Source organism: Tenacibaculum caenipelagi, assembly GCF_004363005.1.
GTDB lineage: Bacteria > Bacteroidota > Bacteroidia > Flavobacteriales > Flavobacteriaceae > Polaribacter > Polaribacter caenipelagi.
This window is the reverse complement of record NZ_SNYH01000001.1, coordinates 530,007-546,846: the sequence shown is the minus strand read 5'-3', so window position 1 is coordinate 546,846 and position 16,840 is coordinate 530,007. Positions and strand designations below refer to the sequence as shown.

Sequence of the window (16,840 nt, the reverse complement as noted above, 5' to 3'; positions counted from 1 at the left end):
TAATTAGTTTTTAAAAGTTGTAAGATATTCCCATACCGTAATTAGAGGTGGTATAATAATAATTAGAAGTTTTTCTTAATTGTTTTTTCTGGTTATCAGATAAACCATACATAAAAGAATACTCAACAAATAGACTTAGGTTTTTGTAAAAGTTATAGCCTATTCTGGTTTCAGCTTGTAAACCATAATCTACTCTGTTAAAATGATTTTCATTTTTATCAAAGTCGTAAGACTCTGTCACTGTTTTCTTAGGGAAGCCATCAAAATCCAATTCTCCAAAAACTTCAATTGTACTTTCTCTTTTAAGTGAGTCCCACCAGCCTACATAGGTACCAGCAAAAACCTCAAAGTTGAATTTGGTACTTTTTAAAGCTTGGTGTAGTGGTTGTATTCCTACCATTACTGGGATGTTAAAATATCTCGATTTATGAAGAGTAGAAACACCTTCACGTGTTCCTGTTCTTTGAAACCTATAGTTTTTATTAAGGTAGGTTAACCCTGTTTGTATGCTAATATGTTTATATACTTTAAAGTTGACTCCAGTTTTAAAATAATTTCCATCCTCATCTACATACTCAGTATCTACTCTATTGCTAGCACTATATGTAATATCATTGTTATTCAATCCACCTGAGAAGCTTACCCTAAACTTGTTTTGGGCAGAAAGGGAAGAGCTAATTAAAAAGGAAACAAAGAGGAGTAAGAATACTTTAGGGGTAAAAGAATACTTTCGCCCATGAGTTTTTTTATTTTTCATGCGTGTTAATGTTTAAATTAATAAATAATAAATGGTATCCGAATAAGGATATAGCGTAATTTTTTTCTAGAATAAAATTGCGGTACTAAAACAGATGAATAGGTGAAAACCCTAATGTTTTATTTTAACTAATGTTAAAAAGAAATGAATTTCGCATTATTTTAATGTGAAAAGTATAAAAACAAAAGTTAGTTAGTGGTTTGGTTAGTAGTATTATAGTTTACTATATGTTCTGACGAATAAAATTTAAAATAAATTTTATTTTTTTTGCAAAAAAATGTTCTTCATGTATTTTATTTGCTAATAATATAGTTGAAAATGACGAAAACTACATTCAAGATTTTTAAACTTAAATGTAGTTTTTTTATGAAATAACCATCTAAAAGATATGAGGCTTTTTAGCTTTATTAAGGAAAAGTTCTCATTAGTGAGTGTAAATTAAATAGGCAATGTATAACAATAGAAATTGGAGAAGTACTCTTATTATGGCTATTTTTTTAGATCCAATGGCTGGTTTTTCTCTAAAAACATCCCAAATATGGATTGGTAAAAAAATGAGCATTAATACAAACATCGCTAAAGCGGCTTGTTTAGCGGTTTGATTGATAAGTAAACAAATACCTATAGTAAATTCAAAAAAACCTGCTATATAATTTACTGCTAATTTGGGAAGAAAAGGAGGAATAAACCGATTAAATACTTTTGGCTTTACAAAATGCATAACACCAGCAAAACCTAATAAAAGACCAAATATTATCCGTAATATTAATATTAAAATTTCCATTAATTAAGGTTTTATATTTTCTTGATTATATAAATACTTATCCATTAAATATACAATACTCGCCATTGAAGCACTACCCAATTCTAGTTCGCGTTTGTTTACTTTGTCAAAGGTGTCTGTGGCAGCGTGATGATAATCAAAATAACGTTGCGAATCAGGTCTGTAACCAACTAAAGTAACATGGTCATCTTTTAGTGGGCCAATATCAGCACCACCGCCTCCAGCGATGATATCATGTAATCCGTACGGAGCTAAGAGTTTTTTCCAACCTTGTAAAAGTTGTAAATTCTTTTCGTTAGCATCAATAGTAAAACCTCTTGGTGTATGACCTCCAGCATCCGATTCTAAAGCCCCAATATGTAGTTCGCCATTTACTTTGGCTAAACGGGCATATTCAGTTGCTCCACGTAAACCATTTTCTTCATTCATAAAAAACACAATACGAATTGTGTTTTTTGGTTGGATATTATTCTTTTTTAATAGATAAGCTACCTCTAAAGATTGTACAATTCCTGTACCGTCATCGTGTGCTCCATCACCTAAATCCCAAGAATCTAAATGTCCACCAATCACCATAATTTTATCAGGATTTTCACTTCCTTTAATTTCACCTACAACATTGTGTGAAGGAGCATCAGGTAAATTTTTACAGCTTTGTTTAAAGTAGAACTGTAAGTTCGGTTTTTCTTTTATATGCTTACTTAAATTTTCAGCAGCACGTGAACTAATTGCTGCCGCAGGAATATATTCTTCTTTAGGAATATCACCATATCCCATAGAACCAGTATGTGGATAATCATCAATTCCGTTAGTCATTGAGCGAACGATAACTCCTTTAGCTCCAAATTTACCTACGGTTGAAGCCCCCGCAAATCGTTGTGCAACACAGCCTCCATACGCGCGGAATGTATTGATAAGTGTGTTATCAAAAGCGCCATTAAAGAATACAATTTTACCGTTGGCTTTATCGCCTATTTTTTTTGCTTCTTCTATATTTTTTACCTCAATAATTTCTGCTGTAATTCCGCTAGAAGGGGTAGCAATCGAACCTCCTAATGCACAAATAGGAACATTTATTTTCTCTCCATTAAACTCGTAATTAGCTACTTCTTTTTCTCCGCGAATCCAATGAGGTACCATAATTGGTTGTAACCAAACAGAATCTAATCCAACTTCTTTCATAAGTTGTTCTCCCCAAATAACCGATTTGGCCGCTCCTTCAGATCCTGATAAACGGCTTCCGATGTTTTGAGTTAAGTCACGTAACCATTCATAGGATTTACCTTGTGTAAGAGCTGAGTTGAATAGTTGTTTTATTTGTGTTGAATCTTGTTTGTAATTTGCTTCTGTGTAGTTGTTTGAAGCTTTTGTGGTTTGTTTTTGTTCTGTTTTACAAGCAAAAAAAGTGATACTTGCCGCTAGTAAAAGGGTTGATTTTTTCATTTAGGGTATTAGTTTTTAACACCCTAAATGTAAGTTTTATATTTTAAATTTTAGAAAAGCGTATCAAACTTCCATGTTAAACCTCCCATGGCTTGGAATCCTTGTACATTGAAGTTATTAAATCGCTGATAACTGTTGTTCAAAACATTGTTTAGATTTAAAAATACAGAGAAGGTGTCGTCAAAATGATATCCTCCATTAAAATTTACATCAAAATAACTTTTTAAATCAACGGAAGTAAAGGTGTCTGCAGGTAAAGTATCATAAACTTTTCCTTTTCTGTTTCCAACAAAATAGAAGTTTGCCCCTGCATACCATTTATTGGTTTTGTAAGTTCCGAAAATTTCACCTTTTATTTTAGGTGTATTCCAGGTTTCTGCTTCATTGGTTAACGTAAATTTATTGAATTGAGCATTGGCTCCAATAGTCAGGTTCTTTATGCCATCATAAGCAATTTCACCTAAAAAGGATATGGATTTAATGTCATCATATACAACTTTAAAAGAGTTTCCGTATTCATATCCATAAAAAGTGAATCCGTTGGTTCCTGCAATGTTATCACCGTCTGATTTTGATTGATTTAGCACAAAAAACGGATTGTTCTCAATATCAGCATAACTTACTTTAGCATTATAACTGAATTCATGATCTAAATTACCTCTAATTCCTCCAAAAACATCATATTTTTTATTAGTTTGACGAATGTCAAGAGTAGGAGACAGGTATGGATTATCATCTGTAAATGATTGATACATATTGGTGGTTAAATCACCTGAAGCTCCGATAAATACATTGGTAAAATCTTTTATAATAGGATATGAGATTTCTACATCAGGATAGATGAAAAAGTTATATTCACTACGTTCTGTATCCATTGAAAAATAACTTTTTGCTCCTAATTGAATAGCTACATCTTGTACATTAAATTTATAGGTTGGATGCACACCTAACGTCATAAAATTAAAATCAATAGGTGTAGTAGCGTCGTAAGCATAAGCATAAGAACCTCCTAAATAATTAAGAGTAGTGTTTATGTATATATCGTTTAATTGACGGTGAAAATTATCTAAAGGAAATTTGAATAGGGCATTACCATCAACTAAAAACTCGGCACTTTCAAATGAGTCTGAAAAGAAAGAAATTGCTCCATTAGCTTCCTCTAAATAAGAATCATCTGGTTTTACTTGCCCAAATATTTTAAAGTGATTGTAACTTTGAGCTTCTTCAATGGCGCTTACAGTAGCTTCAGTAAAAGTAATATTGGTAGGTAAACCGTACCAATTGTATTTGTCTTTTTCAGCATCTAAACCAGCAGTCCATTCAAAATAGCGCTCTTGCTGAGTGTAGATTAAGTTTAAATCAATGTTGTAAAAAGTGCTACTTAACTCAGTGTCTGCAACAGGATCAGAAGACAATAAAAACTTAAAATGTGCACCTAATTCACTGTTGTAACTTTGGCTACGTCTAACATAAGCCTCCAAAAAAGGAGAAAGCGTATTTCCAAAACCAACCGATACATAGTTGTCGTATAGCCTTTCTCTTTTTCCTAGATCTACTTTTTTCATAGTTCCACTTTTTGGGATAAAAGTAGAAGCTACAGGAACCGAAAAAATTTGATATTCTAAGGCTTTTTTCTGAGTTTCTTTGGTGTGTTCGATTATAGGTTTTTGCTTTATTTTAAAAGCGTCAGTAATTTTAGGAACATAAGAAGTTACTACGTTTACAACTTCTGTTTTTATAATGGTGTCTTTTGCTTTATTAGGAGCTTTTTTTTCTTGCGCATTAGCATATGCTATCACAAATAAAACAAGTAAACTTAGGTGCTTTTTCATCGATCTAATCATTTAACTTTCGTTTGTTATTAACAAATTTAGTTTTGGGTAGTTACTGATTCGTTTGTTTTTGCTTCTTTATTTTTAATGGTACGAAGTTCGTTTTTAGCTTCTTCAATTACATCTTTATACTGTGTAAAGTTTTTGATGATGTTTTCTAAGATGTATGTAGCTTGATACGCATCTTTTAGAGCATAGTAATTTTTAGCCATGATTATATAGCTTTTTACTCCCCAGTATTTGTATGATGAGTAATTTGCTATTAAGTCTTGAACAGCTTTAGTTGAAGCTTCATATTCTTTGTTTTCGTGTAAAAAGAAAGCATTGTAGTATAAACACTCGGCTTTTAACTCTCCGGTAGCTTTTTTACTGGCTTCGTTAAAATATTCTTCTGCAGTTAAAAAATCATTGTTTTTAAAAGAAGAACGCGCTAAGATAATTTTAGCATCTTCAGCAATATTAGTGTCTAGTTTTTCTTTGGTTAATACCTTTTCAGCATAGGTAATGGCATTTGAATAATCGTTCTTTTTATAATATCCTTTCATCAAGTTACTTTGAGCAAAAATGATGTTTTGTGGATAGTTAGCGTCTTTTTCTAATTGTTGAAGTACTAAAATTCCATTATTCCAATCTTGTTTCTCAAGATAGATGTTTGCCAGTTTTGTCAATGATTCTTCGGTAAACTCACTCTTACTTTGTTTCATTACATAGGTGTAATGAGGAATTGCGTTATCAAATAATTTAGTGTTATTATAGGCTTGTGCTAAATAAAAATGAGCTTTTAATACATTAATTCCGTTAGGGAATGCTTGTAAATACTTATTAAATCCTTCAATAGCTTTTGCGTTGTTGTTTTCTAAGAATTTATTCTCAGCAGATTGATAGGTAGCATTATCTAATTCTGCATTGGTAACATTGGCAAAGCTTACATTTTTAACCCAAGTTGCATACTCATCAACTTTACCCAAGTCGATATATACATTTTTAATATTGGTAACTGCTTGTCTAGCCTCATTAGAGTTTGGATGTTTTGCTACTACTTCTTTATACTTTTCAATTGCTTTTCTGTTGTTATTCTTACTGTAGTATAATAGTCCTTGACGTAATAAAACATTTGGTACATAATTACTTGTAGGATAATTAGCTAATAAACGTTCATAAGTTTTTTGTGCTTTTGAAGTATTATCTATTGTTGTATAGGTTGTTGCTAATTGAAATAAAGCATCATCTTTTAACTGAGATCCTTCATATTCATTAATAAGTGTTTCTAAGTCTTTAATTTTAACGTCATTTTTCCCTAAAAAACCATTACTCATAGCTGTTTGATATTGCGCATAATCAGCGCCCAAACCACCTTCTTGAATTACTTTGTTATACGCATTGATAGCATTTGTATAGCTTTTAGAAGCATAAAAAGCATCTCCTAAACGGTTAGATGCGTCATCGTTTAAACCATTATCATCAAGATTTTGTTCTAAGAATTGTTGAAAGTATTTTGCAGCATTCGGATAACTTTTTAGTTTAAAATTGGTATATCCGATTTGATAGTTTAACATCTTAGCTTCACTAATTTCTTTATCGGTAACAGACAAGAAGTATTCAAGAGCATTCTGGTAATTCCCAAGTGAATATTCTGTTTCAGCTAACCAATAAGCTCCTTTGTTATGAATAATAACATTCTCAGACTTTGTCGCATTTATAAAATATGGTTTGGCTTCTGTTATTTTATTTTCATTGAATAATTGAATACCTCTGTACAAAGACACTTCATTAATGATACTTTTACTTTCTGGTGTTTCAGAAGTCTTTAAAAAATCCAATGCTCCTTGATAGTCTTGTTGGTGTAGGTATGAGGTAACTAGTAAATTACTAATTTCAGCGGTATTTGGCGAAGTTGGATATTTTGTTAAGAACCCTTTTAAAACATCAGGGACGCTTTCATATGGATTTCCTTCTTCATAACTCAATTTAGCATAATTTAAAGAAGCGCTTTCAGTAATTTTAGCATCAAAATCCATTTCACTAGCATTTTTGAATGCGTTTAAGGCTTCGAGTTTTTTACCTAACTCTAAATAACATTCAGCTAAGTGATAATAAGCATTTTGCGCTACTTTGTTGTTTCCACCAATAATTTTATTGAAATTACTAATCGCAGTTTCATAATCTTTTTGTTGGTAGTAAGCATATCCTAAATAATAATAGTCGGTATTTGTCCAACGACCATTTTTTCCTTTGTACTCTTTTAAATATGGAATTGCTTTCTCATATTTTTTAAGATTAAAGTAGCTTTCACCTACTATTTTAGAAATTTCAGAAACCTCTTTAGGGTCTTTAGATGTTTCTAATAATCTTTTTCCAATTTGAATTGATTTATCAAATCTTCCAGCTTTAAAACTAATATCTAAAATATAATAATTTGCTTTTGCTTGGTAGGTTGCGTCATTGGCTAGTTGACTTAAGTTGTCTTCAGCTTCACCAAAATTTTCTTGCTTGTAAGCAATAAATCCGTAGTAATAACGAGCATCGTTACCATAAATAGGGTTTCCTAATAAAGCTTGAAAATGTGATTTGGCATCTTTCAAATAATTAGAAACTAACAGAGCATACCCCATTTTATAATTTAGTTCATCTCTTTCTTCTTGATTTAGTAATTTTTCGTTTACTTTTTGATACCATTTTAAAGAATGCGCAGCTTTTCTATTCGCAAAATAATAGTTTCCAACATTTAAAAAAGCCTTTTCTTTTTTATTGTTGTATGGATAGTTTTCAACAAACTGCATCACTCTATCATCAGCATCATCTTGCTGTAGCTTTATTGCACACATGGCATCGTAGTAATCGGCATCAGCCTTTAAACTATGATGTTTTTCTGAGTTATTAGAAACCTCTCTAAAAAGTACTTGAGAAGCAGCATATGCTTTGTTATTATATAAACGAGTAGCCTTATGAAAATTGGCATTAATGTCATAATTTATAGCCGTTTGTTGTGCTATTATTGACGTGGTGATGGTTAAAAAAAAGAATAAACAATAGCTTTTTTTGAAACAATTAAATCTCATATTTTTTAGTTATCTAGAAACTATAACGTTAGTTTTTTATTTTTGTTGGAAGATTTTTTACCAAAAGTAAGAAATGTTACAGAATTACATTATAAAATTTTAGATTTGTAAAAAACATACATTACATGGAAAATCCTGTTTTACATCTTGAGAATGCAGATATTTATCAACAAGACAATTTAGTGTTGTCAAAAGTGAATTTTACCTTGAATAAAGGTGATTTTTATTATCTGATAGGAAAGACAGGAAGTGGAAAAAGTAGTTTGTTAAAAACCTTATATGGAGACTTGCGTTTGCAACGTGGTTTGGGGAGTATTGTTGATTTTGATTTGAAGAAAATAAAGGAGAGTGATATCCCTTTTTTACGAAGAAAATTAGGAATCGTCTTTCAAGATTTTAAGTTGTTGAATGATAGAAATGTTTTTGAAAACCTGGAATTTGTATTAAAAGCTACAGGTTGGAAAAATAAAAACGACATGAAAGATAAAATTCATGAAGTTTTAGATAAAGTTGGAATGAAGGAAAAGTACTACAAACAAACCTTTGAACTTTCAGGAGGAGAGCAACAACGTGTTGCTATTGCAAGAGCTTTGCTAAATGATCCAGAATTAATATTGGCAGATGAGCCTACAGGTAACTTAGATCCGAAAACTTCATTAGAAGTAATGGAGTTATTGAATGAAATTCATCAAAGCGGAAAAACAATTCTCATGGCAACCCACGATTATCAATTAATTGTAAAATTTAAACAAAAAGTGATTAAATGCGAGGGAGGAGAATTGTTTGAAGTAGTACAGCAAGCGGTATAATATTATAAAAAGAAACCCACTTCAAGGATGAAGTGGGAAAATTGCTATGAAAAACTATGAAAAGAAACACTACTAATGTTTCTCTACTATAAAGACGTATAGATTTGTAGAATCTTACATCATTATTACAACTTTAACATTTTTTTATAAAAAAATCCTGAACAAAATAATTGCTCAGGACTTTTAAAATTATGTACTCTTAACTTTTTAGAAAGTTAACGCAGCGTTGTTGTTTTTTACAGCTTCAGCTGAAGAAGTTAAAGCTTCTTTTTCTTCTTCGCTTAAGTTAATTTCAACGATTTTTTCAATTCCGTTTTTACCTAATACTACAGGTACACCAATACATAAACCAGATAAACCGTATTCACCTTCTACTAAAGCTGAACAAGGATAGATTTTCTTTTGGTCACAAGCAATTGCTTGTACTAATCCAGATACAGCAGCTCCAGGAGCATACCAAGCAGAGGTACCTAATAAACCTGTTAAGGTTGCACCACCAACTTTTGTATCTTGTTTTACTTGCTCTAATCTTTCTTCAGATAAGAATTCAGATACAGGAACAGAATTACGAGTAGCTAAACGAGTTAAAGGTACCATTCCTTTGTCAGAGTGACCTCCGATAACCATTCCGTCAACATCAGAAATAGGAGCTTCTAAAGCTTCTGCCAAACGATATTTGAAACGAGCAGAATCTAAAGCACCACCCATACCAATAATTCTGTTTTTAGGTAATCCAGTTGCTTTGTGTACTAAATACGTCATTGTATCCATTGGGTTTGATACTACAATGATAATTGTGTTAGGAGATTGTTCTACTAAACTAGCAGCTACTGATTTTACAATACCAGCATTGATTCCTAATAATTCATCACGAGACATTCCTGGTTTACGAGCAATACCAGAAGTAATTACGCAAATATCAGATCCAGCAGTTTTGCTATAATCACCAGTAGTTCCTGTAATTTTAGTGTCGAAACCATTTAAAGAAGCAGTTTGCATTAAATCCATAGCTTTACCTTCAGCAAAACCTTCTTTAATGTCTACTAAAACAACTTCTGAAGCGAAATTTTTAATAGCAATGTACTCAGCACAACTTGCACCTACTGCACCTGCTCCTACAACCGTTACTTTCATTTTATATATGTTTTTTGTAATTAATATGTTTATAAGTGCGGATTCCGCACAAGATGCACAAAAATAGCGATTTGACTATGGATATAAAAGAAAAACCCGTTGATATTTCAACGGGTTTTTAGTAATGTTTATTTTTTGTAGAATTATCTAAAGCTAAAAGCAATACCAGCATTAAAAGCATTGTATTCTTGAAGTGTGTAATCTGCGAATAGTTTAAAGAAACCTACGCTTAAACGAGTACCAACTGTAGCTTTAAAACCGCTGGCATTAGAATCTAAGTTTAAGGGATCGGTCAAAGTTCTCTGGTTTAGAGAACCGTTATAAGAAAGTGTATATGTTCCTGACATATCTAAAGAAGATGAACCTCCTGTATATCCAACACCTCCATACACATTAATTACAGGGAAATTTAAAGAAGCAATTGCCTGTACAGTATAAGAGTTTAAATCAAAGTCAACCTTACCATTTTGTATGTCAATATTATCACCTGGATCTTCATCTGTAATAGTGTAATCAACTCCCATGTTTGTATAGGTAGCTAATAAAGAAACATGCAAAGGTGTTTTATCTAAAGGACCAAACCAGTCGGTAATTTCCTTTTTTAATCCAATACCAAACAAACCTCCTTTTACGTCATCGCTTCCTACCTTAGGAACAAATCGTAAAATAACATCGGTTTTAAAAGGTAATCCCATACTCGCTTGAATAGCAGGAGCGGGAACAGCATTTAAAGGTAAATCTTCTTTGATACCTCCAGGCATTTCAAAAGTACCAGTATAAGTGATTCCATTTTCTTGAAAAGTAACTGTAGCTAAACTACCATCATTTTCAGAACCAGCCACAGTAGCAGAAGTTATGTTTCCTGTAGGTTGGTTAATTGATTTTAAATTTGATAAAGAAAACATTTCATCCTTTGAAGGAACCATTGAGCCATTAAAACCAATTGAGATGTCAAAACCAAATTTTTTATGCACTTTGGCAGTATGGTACCAACCGTTGTTCATGCCATATATTAAACCCTTCATAGCAGGAGCCATATAGGCATTGGTTAGGCGATTTGTATCTTCTGAATCAGCAAATAAAATTCCTTCTGGACCATTTTGAGCATTAATTTTCAAAGTAAATGTAATTACACTTAAAATTAATAAAAGACTTTTTTTCATAATATGGGGTTATGTTTTAAGTTGATAAAAGTATAAAATAAAAAAAAAGCTCAATAAAATTATTGAGCTTTTTTTAAGAATAGGGTGTTTAATTATGCGTCAATATTTGCATATTTCGCATTCTTTTCAATGAAATCTCTACGAGGAGGAACTTCATCTCCCATTAACATAGAGAAGATTCTGTCAGCCTCTGTTAAGTTATCTATAGTAACTTGTCGTAAGGTTCTAAACTCAGGATTCATAGTAGTGTCCCATAATTGTTCAGCGTTCATCTCTCCAAGACCCTTATAACGTTGAATGGTTACTCCACCGCCCAATTTTTGAGCAATCAAATCACGTTGGTTATCATCCCACGCATACTCACGTTTTTGTCCTTTTTTAACTAAATATAAAGGAGGGGTAGCAATATAAATGTATCCTTGTTCAACCATTTCGCGCATGTAACGGAAAAAGAAAGTTAAAATTAAGGTAGCAATGTGAGAACCATCTACATCGGCATCACACATAATAACTACTTTATGATAACGTAATTTAGTTAAGTTTAATTCACGTGGATCTTCTTCGGTACCAATACTTACTCCTAGTGCTGTAAACATGTTTTTGATTTCTTCGTTTTCAAAAACTTTGTGTTGCATTGCTTTCTCTACGTTTAAGATTTTACCTCTTAAAGGAAGAATAGCTTGGAAATTACGGTCACGACCTTGTTTTGCAGTACCACCTGCCGAATCTCCCTCAACTAGGAAAATTTCACATTCAGCCGGATCAGTTTCAGAACAATCTGATAATTTACCAGGTAAACCACCAATACTCATCACTGTTTTACGCTGCACCATCTCACGAGCCTTACGAGCTGCGTGACGTGCTTGTGCAGCTAAAATTACCTTTTGTACAATAGTTTTAGCATCGTTCGGATTCTCTTCTAAGTAATCCGTTAGCATTTCAGATACTGCTTGTGATACCGCAGCACTTACTTCACGGTTACCTAATTTTGTTTTTGTTTGCCCTTCAAACTGTGGTTCAGCTACTTTTACCGATATGATAGCAGTTAAACCTTCACGGAAATCATCACCAGCAATTTCAAACTTGACGTTTTTAAGTAATCCTGAATCATCAGCATATTTTTTTAAAGTATGAGTTAATCCACGACGGAAACCTGATAAATGTGTACCACCTTCATGTGTGTTAATATTGTTTACATATGAATGTAAATTCTCAGCATATGAATCGTTATAGACCATAGCAACTTCTACAGGAATTCCATTTTTCTCACCTTCCATCGAAATTACATCTTGAATTATCTGTGTTCTTGTTCCGTCTAAAAACTTCACAAACTCAGGTAATCCTTCATCAGAATGAAATACTTCAACAATATCATTTCCTTCGTCATCTTTATTACGCTTATCAGTTAACGTAATGGTAATACCTTTGTTTAAGTATGCTAATTCACGCATACGAGTAGCTAAGGTATCGTAATTAAATACTGTAGTTTGTTGGAAGATAGATTTGTCTGGTAAGAAGGTAACGATGGTTCCTGTAAAGTCCGTTTCTCCAATAGTTTTTACAGGGTATAAAGTTTTACCACGTTCGTATTCTTGTTGCCAAATTTTACCTTCTTTATGTACGGTAGCAGTTAAGTGATCAGAAAGTGCGTTAACACAAGAAACCCCAACACCATGTAATCCACCAGATACTTTATAAGAATCTTTGTCGAATTTACCACCAGCACCAATTTTGGTCATTACAACTTCAAGAGCAGAAACTCCTTCTTTTTTATGAATTCCTACAGGAATACCACGACCATTATCTTTTGTAGTAATTGAGTTATCTTCATTAATAGTAACCTCAATGGTATCACAATGACCAGCTAAGGCTTCATCAATAGAATTATCTACAACTTCATATACCAAGTGGTGTAAACCACGTACACCAACATCACCAATATACATCGATGGACGCATACGTACGTGCTCCATTCCTTCTAAGGCTTGGATACTATCGGCGGAATAATTATGTTTTTTTTCTTCGCTCATTATAAAGTGAATTAAATTAAAGTCTTTTCATGAAAAAATCGCTCGAAAGCGATTCTTGTTATCTTACAAATTTACGGCTTTTTAAGTTTAAATTAAAGTTTTTAAGCGGTTTTGAATTAAAATTATCAACATTTGTTAAAAAGAAAAAAGTGTCTAAAAACGTTTAAAAATAGCTTTAAATGAATTTTTAAAGTTTTTTCTTCTCCTGTAAAACAATACACGATAAAAAAACAGCTTAAAAACGATTTTTTAAATAAATTGAATACTCTAAATAGTGGCGAAAAAGGAAAATTAGTATATAAAGTTTAGTTGCTGTTTAAGTAATTGATTAGGAGAAATACCAAATTGTTTTTTAAAACAGTTAGAAAAATAAGAGCTGCTACTAAATCCCATATCTATGGAAGTCTGATTAATGTTTGTTGTATTTTGAGCTAATGAATTTAATGATTTTAAAAGTCTGAATTCTTTTAATATTTGATTAATAGATTTTCCTGTAGTTATTTTACAGTTTCTGTATAATTTAGTTTTGCACATCATCATCAATTTACAAATTGAGGGAATGTTAAACTTGGAATTATGGTAATTTTTTGAAAGAACATCAATAAGAGAAAAGAGAAATGCTTCTTCTTCAGGGTATAACCATTTGATATTGTTAGTGAGGTTGATGTTTGTATAATTGTTGTTATACAAGTTTTGAATGCTTGACGAAAAAATAAGTTGCTTCTTTGGGTTTAAAAAATGTAATGAGTTTACAAGGTTGGATATCTTATCAGAAGTCATTTTATCTTTGTCGCTATCAAAATAAGAGTAGAGAAGTAGTTTTGATGATATTTTACTTCCTTTTTTGTTTAGCTTATTTTGGATTGAAATAGAGCAATCTAAGGCTTTTTTACTAGAGGTAAACAAAGCAACAAAACCTTCTTCTTTAATGTTTACTTGAATGCCATCGTATGAGTGAATTAGGTTTTGAATAATCGTTTTTTTATATAAAAAGGCTTCAAAAAAATCAGCTTGATTAAATTTATTACGATACAATTTTTCGTTGAGTGTCTGGGTAACCAAAGCTATTAAATGCTTTTTTGTATTGTTTACTGATTTTAACTGTAAATTTTTAACTTGTTGTTTACTCTTTAAAAGCTCATACACTAAATGACTGTTGACTAGCGATATTTTATAAGGAGCGATTTGTGAGGTGTTACGGTAAAGTTGTTTAATAAATTCTTTATCAACAGCTTTTATTAGATAAAAAACACTGTTTTTTTTATAATCAACCCAACAATTAATGCATTTTTTATTATATGTTTTCTTTAGTTTGGTATAAAAAGTTATAGCAAGGTCTATTATTGTTTTATTATTGGTTATATGTTGAATTAAATATACAGACATATGTAAATTTAGTGAATAGAAAATGAAGTAGTCGTTAATTAGATGTTAAAGGGGAATAAACCTTATTTATATAAAAAAGAAAACTATAATTAAAAAGGTAAGAAAGCAAAAAAGTATTTTACTTAGGTGTAAAATACTTTCTTAATCGTGTAGAAATCTTTAACAAGTTTGTGTTTTATTGAATGTTACCCTCGTAGTCTAGTTTTAAATTTTTTCGTTTGCCATCTTTTCTAATTTGAACTTTAAATACTTTCTTTGAGTTGCTATTGTTTCTGTAAGTAACAAGATAAACATCTTTGTATATATTCCATCCTGGGTATTTGTTTAAAATAGCAGTTCTAACGGTTTTAGGAAGTAGAATATTTTTGTAATGCTCAATTGAACTTAAAATTTTACCTTCTGAATCGTAAGTAGCAGTAATTAATCCAGTAGTACCTCCTTCTTTTTTAGTTTCGAATATAACTTCATAAGCTTCAAATTCTCTGTCAAAAATAGGAGATTCGGTAATATCATATCTGGCAGCTTCATTTTCTAAATTTTTAACTAATTCGGGAGTGTCTTCATGTTGAACTTCTTTAAGGTAACTTAAGTTTAAAGGTTTAATAGTAACGGGTTCTAGAATAATGTTTTTTGCAGTGCCATTACTTTGTGAGTGTACTAGGTTGGTCAGGCCTAAGAAAAGTAAACCAAATATTAATTTTTTCATAATACTAAGATTTTTATGGTTATTAAAAAGTAAGGAGTATTGAATGAAAGGTTATTTAGTTTTTGGAGTAACAAAATTAAGCGAGAGATGAAGAAAGAGTTGTTAAAATTGTTCATTTTAGTATTAAAAATGATTCAAACAATACTTTTATATAAAGGTTTAACAAAACCTTAAGTTTTTATAAAAAAAAATAAAGATTTTAAGAAGTTGGTCTTGCGTTTTATGGTAAGACTTTATTGGTTTTTGTGTGAAGCATAAAAGAGAGATTTAAGAGGAGGGGCGTTAAATAGAAGTAAGAATAGTACATTTTAAATGCTTGAAGATAAAATTGTATTGTGTTTTGTAAATGTTAAGAAAATATTTTTTTACTATTAAAATATTGGTTTTGTTGTTTTTTTTATTGTTATTTTTCTGTTTTGTTGTTTTATATGTGTTTTTTTGTATGTTTGAGTAAATATAAATTAATATTTAAAATTTAAAAAAATGAAAACCCCCCGATTTCTTTTGAAAACCTTATTGGTTTCATTATTTGTAGTAAGTTGTAATAGTTCTGATGAACTAAATACACAATTAGAAGCCTCTGAACAAGTTGAATTAAACTTGGTAAACAAGGAGGAAATAGCTCTTAAGTTTATTGACTTAATGCAAAACAAAGATTTTAAGGAAGTCACATTGGATTTACTGAAAAATCAAAAACCAAGTGTAGTAATGTCAGACATTTTAGAAAAGACGTCTGAGTTTGTTGAAAATCAAGAATCATTTAAAAGCTTGGTTAAAGAAACAAATACACTAGAAAAAAAAGCAAGTCAAGATGAGGCTCCAGAAAAGATAGAGATAGTCGAAGTTTGGATGAACAATCCTAAAGGAAATCTTGACTTTTCTAATGTGTTGTTTTCTTTTGCTCCTAAAGGAGATGAAGATACATGGTCTACAATTAAAGCCTTTACTATTGATAAAAAGGAAGTTTTCTTAGATGTAAATGAAGCACCAAACCAACCTGTAATTGTGATTGAAACTGATGGTTTTGAAACATTGAAAAGAGAGGTAGCATACATGAATAAATACCTTAGAGAAGAAGGAGTGCAAAATACTAGGTTTAATGATTCAAACTTAAAAACTGCTTTTTCAAAAAGTGCAGGCTTAGAAACAACTAAGTTAGATAAGATTAGGTTAAACGATGATGAAGAACCTTGGATTAGCGGCGCAGCTGAGGTTTATGCAGTTACATCAGGGATTAAAGACGGAAACAATAATCCAGAAATTAAAGTGATACCTATGTATTATTTAGATTATGATGGCACAGATTATTACCCGAATCAGGTTTTATTATTTTGGGATGATTATCAATACCAAGCAGCAAATATCCAATTATTTGAAAAAGATGATAATGTAAACTATAAAGACTTGGTTTCTGCTATTGTAAATGGTGTATTCCAAATTATAGGAACAGTTTCTACTCAGCCTTGGGTGAGTGTTTTAGGGCAAGTAGCTGGAGCTATAATTCAAGCAATGCCTGATAGTTGGTATACTAATAATGACGATTATGTAGATTCTTTTTATACTATTGAGAAGAATAAGAGTTATACAAACTATTACGGAGCAAGAGGAAATGCAAAGGTGAATTTATCTCCTTATTTTATAGCTTCAAATTAATATTAATAAAGAGAAGAATAAATATAAAAACCTCGCTAAACAGCGAGGTTTTTTTCACAACTAAAATTTGAAAAGACTAAGAAT

At 31.3% G+C, this 16,840-nt stretch carries 12 protein-coding genes; 2 read left to right on the top strand and 10 right to left on the bottom strand.

Features of this window, described 5'->3' with window-relative positions:
• Positions 1–10 precede the first annotated feature (10 nt).
• From DFQ07_RS02435 to DFQ07_RS02415, 5 genes are all read right to left on the bottom strand, one after another.
• Complete coding sequence (locus tag DFQ07_RS02435; protein WP_133534682.1) at positions 11–757, bottom strand: outer membrane beta-barrel protein; 747 nt, start codon at positions 755–757, stop codon at positions 11–13.
• Between the two features lie 424 nt (positions 758–1,181).
• Positions 1,182–1,541 (bottom strand): DoxX family protein, encoded by a 360-nt coding sequence (locus DFQ07_RS02430; protein WP_133534681.1) that lies wholly within the window; start codon positions 1,539–1,541, stop codon positions 1,182–1,184.
• 3 nt (positions 1,542–1,544) lie between these two features.
• Positions 1,545–2,984 (bottom strand): M20/M25/M40 family metallo-hydrolase, encoded by a 1,440-nt coding sequence (locus tag DFQ07_RS02425; protein WP_133534680.1) that lies wholly within the window; start codon positions 2,982–2,984, stop codon positions 1,545–1,547.
• Between the two features lie 50 nt (positions 2,985–3,034).
• On the bottom strand, positions 3,035–4,816 hold the full coding sequence (locus DFQ07_RS02420; protein WP_133534679.1) for a TonB-dependent receptor: 1,782 nt from the start codon (positions 4,814–4,816) through the stop codon (positions 3,035–3,037).
• Positions 4,817–4,854: 38 nt separating this feature from the next.
• Positions 4,855–7,875 carry a tetratricopeptide repeat protein gene (locus DFQ07_RS02415; protein WP_133534678.1) on the bottom strand — a complete coding sequence of 1,007 codons (3,021 nt, stop codon included), beginning with the start codon at positions 7,873–7,875 and terminating at the stop codon, positions 4,855–4,857.
• Positions 7,876–8,000: 125 nt separating this feature from the next.
• Here DFQ07_RS02415 and DFQ07_RS02410 point away from each other — a divergent pair, with 125 nt between their 5' ends.
• The gene (locus DFQ07_RS02410) at positions 8,001–8,684 is read left to right on the top strand and encodes a cell division ATP-binding protein FtsE (RefSeq protein WP_133534677.1); all 684 of its coding nucleotides are present in this window, start codon (positions 8,001–8,003) and stop codon (positions 8,682–8,684) included.
• 207 nt (positions 8,685–8,891) lie between these two features.
• Here DFQ07_RS02410 and mdh read toward each other — a convergent pair whose 3' ends face one another.
• The 5 genes from mdh to DFQ07_RS02385 form a co-directional block, all read right to left on the bottom strand.
• Positions 8,892–9,818 carry a malate dehydrogenase gene (mdh, locus tag DFQ07_RS02405; RefSeq protein ID WP_133534676.1) on the bottom strand — a complete coding sequence of 309 codons (927 nt, stop codon included), beginning with the start codon at positions 9,816–9,818 and terminating at the stop codon, positions 8,892–8,894.
• A 143-nt stretch (positions 9,819–9,961) separates the two neighbouring features.
• Positions 9,962–10,981: a DUF6588 family protein gene (locus tag DFQ07_RS02400; protein WP_133534675.1), complete on the bottom strand. Its 1,020-nt coding sequence runs from the start codon at positions 10,979–10,981 to the stop codon at positions 9,962–9,964.
• 92 nt (positions 10,982–11,073) lie between these two features.
• A complete protein-coding gene (gene gyrB / locus DFQ07_RS02395; RefSeq protein ID WP_133534674.1) occupies positions 11,074–13,011 on the bottom strand; it encodes a DNA topoisomerase (ATP-hydrolyzing) subunit B in 1,938 nt (645 codons plus the stop codon).
• 291 nt (positions 13,012–13,302) lie between these two features.
• The gene (locus DFQ07_RS02390) at positions 13,303–14,397 is read right to left on the bottom strand and encodes a helix-turn-helix domain-containing protein (RefSeq protein ID WP_133534673.1); all 1,095 of its coding nucleotides are present in this window, start codon (positions 14,395–14,397) and stop codon (positions 13,303–13,305) included.
• Positions 14,398–14,572: 175 nt separating this feature from the next.
• Positions 14,573–15,103: a hypothetical protein gene (locus DFQ07_RS02385; RefSeq protein ID WP_133534672.1), complete on the bottom strand. Its 531-nt coding sequence runs from the start codon at positions 15,101–15,103 to the stop codon at positions 14,573–14,575.
• A 483-nt stretch (positions 15,104–15,586) separates the two neighbouring features.
• On the opposite strand from DFQ07_RS02385, the gene DFQ07_RS02380 reads away from it, so the two are divergent.
• Complete coding sequence (locus tag DFQ07_RS02380; RefSeq protein WP_133534671.1) at positions 15,587–16,756, top strand: DUF3103 family protein; 1,170 nt, start codon at positions 15,587–15,589, stop codon at positions 16,754–16,756.
• The last annotated feature ends 84 nt before the right edge of the window (positions 16,757–16,840 follow it).

Bases quoted from the DNA above. Each gene is read 5' to 3' on its own strand.
- DFQ07_RS02390 (WP_133534673.1), bottom strand. From the start codon at position 14,397: ATGTCTGTATATTTAATTCAACATATAACCAATAATAAAACAATAATA.
- DFQ07_RS02385 (WP_133534672.1), bottom strand. From the start codon at position 15,103: ATGAAAAAATTAATATTTGGTTTACTTTTCTTAGGCCTGACCAACCTA.
- gyrB (WP_133534674.1), bottom strand. From the start codon at position 13,011: ATGAGCGAAGAAAAAAAACATAATTATTCCGCCGATAGTATCCAAGCC.
- DFQ07_RS02425 (WP_133534680.1), bottom strand. From the start codon at position 2,984: ATGAAAAAATCAACCCTTTTACTAGCGGCAAGTATCACTTTTTTTGCT.
- DFQ07_RS02430 (WP_133534681.1), bottom strand. From the start codon at position 1,541: ATGGAAATTTTAATATTAATATTACGGATAATATTTGGTCTTTTATTA.
- DFQ07_RS02400 (WP_133534675.1), bottom strand. From the start codon at position 10,981: ATGAAAAAAAGTCTTTTATTAATTTTAAGTGTAATTACATTTACTTTG.
- DFQ07_RS02420 (WP_133534679.1), bottom strand. From the start codon at position 4,816: ATGAAAAAGCACCTAAGTTTACTTGTTTTATTTGTGATAGCATATGCT.
- mdh (WP_133534676.1), bottom strand. From the start codon at position 9,818: ATGAAAGTAACGGTTGTAGGAGCAGGTGCAGTAGGTGCAAGTTGTGCT.
- DFQ07_RS02410 (WP_133534677.1), top strand. From the start codon at position 8,001: ATGGAAAATCCTGTTTTACATCTTGAGAATGCAGATATTTATCAACAA.
- DFQ07_RS02435 (WP_133534682.1), bottom strand. From the start codon at position 757: ATGAAAAATAAAAAAACTCATGGGCGAAAGTATTCTTTTACCCCTAAA.
- DFQ07_RS02380 (WP_133534671.1), top strand. From the start codon at position 15,587: ATGAAAACCCCCCGATTTCTTTTGAAAACCTTATTGGTTTCATTATTT.
- DFQ07_RS02415 (WP_133534678.1), bottom strand. From the start codon at position 7,875: ATGAGATTTAATTGTTTCAAAAAAAGCTATTGTTTATTCTTTTTTTTA.